This is a genomic window from Blautia sp. MSJ-9 (genome assembly GCF_018919065.1).
In the GTDB taxonomy this organism is placed as follows: Bacteria; Bacillota; Clostridia; order Lachnospirales; family Lachnospiraceae; genus Blautia_A.
Window position 1 is genome coordinate 45,472 of sequence record NZ_JAHLQG010000035.1, and the last position, 6,378, is coordinate 51,849.

At 40.0% G+C, this 6,378-nt stretch carries 6 protein-coding genes; 4 read left to right on the top strand and 2 right to left on the bottom strand.

The window, feature by feature from the left end; all coding sequences use genetic code 11:
• Nucleotides 1–132: 132 nt before the first annotated feature.
• Both KQI87_RS09890 and KQI87_RS09895 read right to left on the bottom strand, forming a co-directional pair.
• Entirely contained in the window at nt 133–975 is an 843-nt protein-coding gene (locus tag KQI87_RS09890; RefSeq protein ID WP_216460004.1) for an AraC family transcriptional regulator, read from the bottom strand.
• A gap of 458 nt (nt 976–1,433) precedes the next feature.
• Nucleotides 1,434–2,033 (bottom strand): hypothetical protein, encoded by a 600-nt coding sequence (locus KQI87_RS09895; protein WP_216460005.1) that lies wholly within the window; start codon nt 2,031–2,033, stop codon nt 1,434–1,436.
• Between the two features lie 215 nt (nt 2,034–2,248).
• Between KQI87_RS09895 and dapF the strand changes: the two genes are divergently transcribed.
• The 4 genes from dapF to KQI87_RS09915 all read left to right on the top strand — a co-directional run bounded on the left by dapF (nt 2,249) and on the right by KQI87_RS09915 (nt 6,233).
• Nucleotides 2,249–3,097, top strand: coding sequence for a diaminopimelate epimerase (dapF, locus tag KQI87_RS09900; RefSeq protein ID WP_216460006.1), 849 nt, complete (start codon nt 2,249–2,251; stop codon nt 3,095–3,097).
• A 105-nt stretch (nt 3,098–3,202) separates the two neighbouring features.
• A protein-coding gene (gene prfB, locus KQI87_RS09905) for a peptide chain release factor 2 (protein WP_216460007.1) occupies nt 3,203–4,313 on the top strand; the annotation gives its coding sequence in 2 pieces (ribosomal slippage) (nt 3,203–3,277 and nt 3,279–4,313; 1,110 coding nt in all).
• Nucleotides 4,314–4,555: 242 nt separating this feature from the next.
• Nucleotides 4,556–5,011 (top strand): ACT domain-containing protein, encoded by a 456-nt coding sequence (locus tag KQI87_RS09910; protein ID WP_216460008.1) that lies wholly within the window; start codon nt 4,556–4,558, stop codon nt 5,009–5,011.
• 7 nt (nt 5,012–5,018) lie between these two features.
• Nucleotides 5,019–6,233: a homoserine dehydrogenase gene (locus tag KQI87_RS09915; RefSeq protein WP_216460009.1), complete on the top strand. Its 1,215-nt coding sequence runs from the start codon at nt 5,019–5,021 to the stop codon at nt 6,231–6,233.
• The last annotated feature ends 145 nt before the right edge of the window (nt 6,234–6,378 follow it).

Genomic DNA, 6,378 nt, shown 5'->3' on the forward strand with positions numbered 1-6,378 from the left:
AATTGAGAAAATAAAAAGATGTGACTATATCTGGATGAAAACGTTCTTTCGGATACGGTCACATCTTTTTTGTTAAATGAAGTAGAATGATTAGATGTCTGGCATGGCAGTAAAAAGAGAAGCCTGTATTGGTTAATGAGGCGATTCTTCGCTTGGAGTAGTTTTGAACTGTTTACGGTACGCCCGGGAAAAGGTGCTATATTCTGCAAAACCGCTTTCCTGTGCTGCTTTTGTTACGGGCATTCCCTCAGAAATCAGGGTACGCGCCATGAGCAAACGTTTATTTACAATATAATTATGAAGGGTATATCCGGTTTCTTCTTTGAACTTCCGCATCAGGTGGTACTTGCTTACATAATATTTGGAAGCAAGAGTTTCGACAGACAGATCTTCCTTCAGGTTGTGATTGATATATTGAAGGATACTGGCAATCTGCGAGTCAAAAGTATAGGATTTTTTATCAAAAATATATTGCTTTTCCAGAAAAATACGATTCAGATAAACCATAAACTGGAGAAACAGTGACTGCGTCAGGATATTTTTTCCGTAGCCATCGGATTTTGCAGAATTTTCCAGCTCAAACAGAATATCTTTCATCTTTTCCTGAAGAGCAGAGTTCAGACGTATCAGGTTATAGCTTCTGTCATTTGCCTTCTGGAAACATTTTAACAATTCCTGCCAGGGAATGTCATTCTGGATCCACAGAATGAAACGTTCATACGGAACAGAAGGATCAATCTCCGGGCGGTGAATCGCATGACGGTTCACCAAAAGAATATCCCAGGGCTTTAGATGATAAGATTTTCCCTCTATATGATAAGCCGCCTTTCCGGAAATAAAAATCACAACTTTGTGGAAATCATGATAGTGGTAGGCAAACTCTTTCTTTGTCTGATCTTTAATATGAAAAAGACGAAACTCTTCATTTAAATATCCGGTTTTCTCGGTCTGTTCGAACTGTTCTGAAAATAACATGCTATCCTCCCTGAACGTTAGTATCTGGGATATTATAAAGTGATGTTCACTGACAATATCATGTTACTGTTCACTTCGTGCCCAGTAACACGCTTCGCGATGCACAGAATTTATGCTAATCGCATAAATTCGCGCGGTATGTCTTGGGTTTTCTGTGACCTTCGCTCACAAAAAACACCTCGCGGGATATTACCAATGAACAGTAACAACATCATAACATTTTTTGAGAAAGTATGCTACAAAGATATTGACATTATCACACGATAATAGTATCATACAATTACAAAGTAATCGTAAAAACTTTGTAACTATTTCGAAATGGGGTAAAGAAATAGAAAACAGAATAGAGAGGAGTGATAACACAGTAAGGCTGTTATATCAGAGAACTGATATAATGGTCTTTTTTGTATAAATATATCCCCTGTCTATGTCTGAAAACAGGGGATATTATGAATTGATCAGAGTTTGCTAGAGCGATTTGCTGCATTATTCTTATATAATGTATATTTCTTACAGCCTTTATAGAAATACTGATCAACTAATTGTTTGAATTTTTTTATACCTGTTGTTGTGGAATAGTAAGTATCTTTGCCATTTTTGGTAAAAGCATAAACAGGGAATCGTCCATAGGTTTCATTAGAGTAAGCAATACCTTTAAGGGTTGATCCTGAAATTTTATATAAAGATAATCCTAAACTGTGTGGACCTGTTACGACTTCTCTGATAGCTTTTAGTTTGGAATTATAAAAAATAACTTTACTTGTTCCATCTTTGAAAGTGTTGGAATGAGATACTCTTCCAAGATAAACCATTTTTTCTTTTTTTACAGTGTAAATATAATAAATATTAGAACGGTACGGTTGCTGGTTTTCACTGATAATGAGTTCTTTTACACCATCTTTATTAATATCCAGGGTACGAAACCACGTGTAAGATGGATGATTAAGCAGGAACTCCTTATAAATAGGTGCCTGCTTTGATGCTGCCTGTACTGATATAGACATCATAAGACTCAGGCAGAACATAACACATAAGAATAACAACTTTTTTCTTTTCATTAAACATCCTCCTTTTTTATGTAAAAATATTTTACAGATTACTTTTATAATAACATAGATTATATAAATATCATATAGCATTTTTTGCAATATTATTCGCATTTTAATCCATATACATGGTAAAAATAATGGAATATAATGTTTCTAACAGCGATGAGTACAGATAAAAACAGGAAATAAGATCTTAGAATATAGATAAGGAGAGGGATGCGGCTATGGCAAATACAATTATCATGAGTAAATATCAGGGACTTGGAAATGATTATCTGATCCTGGATCCGAAGAAGAATCAGGTACAGCTTCAGGGAAAGAAGATAGCACTTCTCTGTCAGAGAGGATTTGGACTTGGTGCAGATGGTGTGCTCTATGGACCTGTAGAGATTGACGGAAAACTTGGCGTGCGTATTTTTAACGCAGATGGAAGCGAATCAGCAATCAGTGGAAATGGTGTTCGTATTTTTGCAAAATATCTGATGGATCAGGGATATATTACAGAGAAAAAATTCGATATCGAAACCATGGCCGGCACCATCCATGTGGAATGCCTGAACAGCCGTGCAACAGAGTTTAAAGTAAATATGGGAAAACCTTCTTTTATCTCAAGTGATATTCCGGTATCTGGAGAGGTTCGTGAAGTAATCAAAGAAGCATTTGTATTTCATGGAAAAGAATATAAAGCTACCTGCCTGACAGTCGGAAATCCACATTGTATCATTTTTACAGATAACGTAAGTGCAGAAGCAGTTAAGAATCTGGGACCGTATGTGGAAAACGCGGATGAATTTCCAGAGAGAATGAATCTGCAGATCTGCCGTCAGATCGATAAAGGAAATCTGGATATTGAGATCTGGGAAAGAGGCTCTGGATATACAAAAGCCTCTGGAACAGGAAGCTGTGCAGCCGCTGCGGCAGCATATAAACTTGGCCTGGTAGAATCCCGTATTAACGTAAACCAGCCGGGTGGAATGATCCAGATCGACATTGAAGAAGATGGAATGATCTATATGACAGGAACTGTTGGATATATCGCAGATATGAGTGTTGCGGAGAGTTTCTTCTCATAAATTCTTTGTTTGTAATTTGTCTGAAGATATGCTATTATTTTAAGCGAGTCAAACTGTAAAAAACGATGTTTGCGATATATTTAAAATAAGAAAGTGGGTGAAGCTGTGGTTGAATTAGACCAGTTCAAGAGTATTCTTGCGACTTATACAGAACCATTAGTGGAAGTGAGGGATTCACTTTGACCTCGCTAACAAAGAGCAGAAGGTTGAAGAATTAGAGCGCGAAATGGAAGCGCCTGATTTCTGGGATGACGCAGAAGTTTCCCAGAAGAAGATGAAAGAATTAAAAGACATGAAAGATGACATGGAGACCTATCAGAATCTGATCACTCAGATGGAAGATATGGAAACCATGATCGAGATGGGATATGAAGAGAACGATCCTGCACTCATTCCTGAAATTCAGGAGATGCTGGATGAGTTCCAGAGAGATTTCGACAATATCCGTATCAAGACACTTCTTTCCGGAGAATATGACAGTGAGAACGCCATTATCAAGCTGAATGCAGGTGCAGGCGGAACAGAGGCATGTGACTGGTGCGGAATGCTTTACCGTATGTACAGCCGCTGGGTAGATAAGAAAGGCTTCAGTCTGGAAGTGCTGGACTATCTGGACGGTGATGAGGCAGGTATCAAATCTGTTACTTTCCAGGTAAACGGAACAAATGCTTACGGTTATCTGAAATCAGAGAAAGGAGTTCACCGTCTGGTACGTATCTCTCCTTTCAATGCAGCAGGTAAACGCCAGACTTCCTTTGTATCCTGCGATGTTATGCCGGATATCAAGAAGGATCTGGATGTAGAGATCAGTGACGACGACATCCGTATCGATACTTATCGAAGCAGTGGTGCCGGCGGTCAGCATATCAACAAGACATCATCTGCTATCCGTATCACACATTTCCCGACCGGAATCGTGGTACAGTGTCAGAATGAACGTTCTCAGCATATGAATAAAGACAAAGCTATGCAGATGCTGAAAGCAAAGCTGTATCTTCTCAAACAGCAGGAAGCAGAGGAGAAGCTTTCCGGTATCCGTGGTGAAGTAACTGATATCGGATGGGGAAATCAGATCCGTTCTTATGTCATGCAGCCATATACTATGGTCAAGGATCATCGTACAAGCGAAGAGACCGGAAATGTGGATGCAGTGCTGGATGGAGGAATCGATATCTTTATCAACGCATATCTGAAGTGGATCGCGCTGAAGAAATAATGAATAAAAAAGGCTGTCTGAAGCAGGACAGCCTTTTCGTGTTGTATAAAGAATTTATTGCAGATTAATTTTTGTATGCGGATGTTTTGCAAAGCGTATTGCCGGGATGAGTGAACAGCAGTTTTTATTGAAGGATTTTCATTTACAGGAAATAACTTATTTCTTGCGTATTTCTAGCTGTTGTGTTAATATATCCATTGTATGAACACAAATGTCTTTAAGAAACGGACAGGTAAATAGAGATGCAGAAACCAGGATCAGAGAAAAAGAAATATTTCGTAGTAAGGGAACGTGCAGTCCCGGAAGTTCTGCTGAAGGTCGTAGAAGCTAAGAAGCTTCTGGACTCTGGCAAGGTAGATACCGTGCAGGATGCAGCAGAGCGGACCGGGATCAGCAGAAGTTCTTTCTACAAATACAAAGATGATATTTTCCCATTTCATGAGGAAACCAGGGGAAAGACCATCACCTTTATCATCCAGATGGATGACGAGCCGGGGCTTTTGTCGGTTGTCCTGCAGACGATTGCACGGTTTCACGGAAACATTCTTACCATTCATCAGAGTATTCCGATCAATGGAGTTGCCACACTTACTTTGAGTGTGGATATTCTTCCGGGAGAGGGAGATGCAGAGGCAATGGTAGAGACGATTGAACAGAGTGAAGGAATTCACTATCTGAAAATATTAGGCAGGGAGTAAAAGAAAAATGATCAATGTAGCAATTTTAGGATATGGCACAGTAGGAAGCGGTGTATTTGAAGTATTAAACACAAACAAAGAAAGTATTGCAAGACGTGCCGGACAGGAACTCAATGTAAAATATGTTCTGGATCTTCGCGAGTTTCCGGGACAGCCTGTAGAGAAAGTTCTGGTTCATGATTATGAGCAGATCGTCAATGACCCGGAAGTAGATATCGTAGTAGAAGTAATGGGTGGTGTAGAACCGGCATTTACATTTGTAAAGAAAGCACTTCTGGCAGGAAAGAATGTATGTACATCCAACAAAGCTCTGGTTGCCAAACACGGCCGCGAACTTATGGATATCGCAAAGGAAAAGAGCATCAACTTCTTATTTGAGGCAAGCTGCGGTGGCGGAATTCCGATCATCCGTGTGATCAATTCTTCCCTTACAGGAGATGAGATCGATGAAGTGACAGGTATCCTCAACGGAACAACTAACTACATGCTTTACAAGATGAGCACAGAAGGATGCGAATTCGATACCGTATTAAAAGAAGCCCAGCAGAAAGGATACGCAGAGGCAGACCCGACTGCAGATGTAGAGGGCTACGATGCATGCCGTAAGATCGCAATCCTTTCCTCCCTTGCTTATGAGAGATATTTTGATTTCGAAGATATTTATACAGAGGGAATCACAAAGATCACACCAGAAGACATGGAATATGCTGCGAAGCTTGGCAGAACCATCAAACTTCTGGGAACCAGCCGCAGACTGGAAGATGGAACCTGCTATGCAATGGTAGCACCGTTCCTGATCGGACAGGATAGCCCTCTTTACAGCGTTAATGATGTATTTAATGCAGTTTTTGTACATGGAAATATGCTGGGAGATGCTATGTTCTATGGAAGTGGCGCAGGTAAACTGCCTACTGCAAGTGCTGTAGTTGGCGATATTGTAGATGCGGCCAAACATCTCCATACAAATATCGCAACAAACTGGAACAGCACTCCTGCAGTTCTGAAACCGCTGGATGATGTAACCGGAAGATTTTTCGTGAGAATTAAGAAAGATGCAGCGGAGGAAGCGAAGAAAGTATTCGGTGAGATTGAAGTGATCAGCCTGGATCAGCTTCCGGAAGAATGCGCATTTACCACTGCTGAAATGACACAGGGTGAATTTAAAGAGAAACTGGCTCAGATTGAGAGCCAGGTACTTGCAAAAATCCGCGTAAAAGATTGATAAATCGACGGATTTCGTGTATTATACCTGACTTTAGGAGTTGAATTAAAAAAGTAGTGCTAAGCCATAGATTAGAACCTATGACTTAGCACTTTTTTAATGTCTCCGTTTCCAAGAAAATAAGACGTTAATGGCAGACCTGTCT

Bases quoted from the DNA above. Each gene is read 5' to 3' on its own strand.
- KQI87_RS09890 (WP_216460004.1), bottom strand. From the start codon at position 975: ATGTTATTTTCAGAACAGTTCGAACAGACCGAGAAAACCGGATATTTA.
- KQI87_RS09895 (WP_216460005.1), bottom strand. From the start codon at position 2,033: ATGAAAAGAAAAAAGTTGTTATTCTTATGTGTTATGTTCTGCCTGAGT.
- dapF (WP_216460006.1), top strand. From the start codon at position 2,249: ATGGCAAATACAATTATCATGAGTAAATATCAGGGACTTGGAAATGAT.
- KQI87_RS09910 (WP_216460008.1), top strand. From the start codon at position 4,556: ATGCAGAAACCAGGATCAGAGAAAAAGAAATATTTCGTAGTAAGGGAA.
- KQI87_RS09915 (WP_216460009.1), top strand. From the start codon at position 5,019: ATGATCAATGTAGCAATTTTAGGATATGGCACAGTAGGAAGCGGTGTA.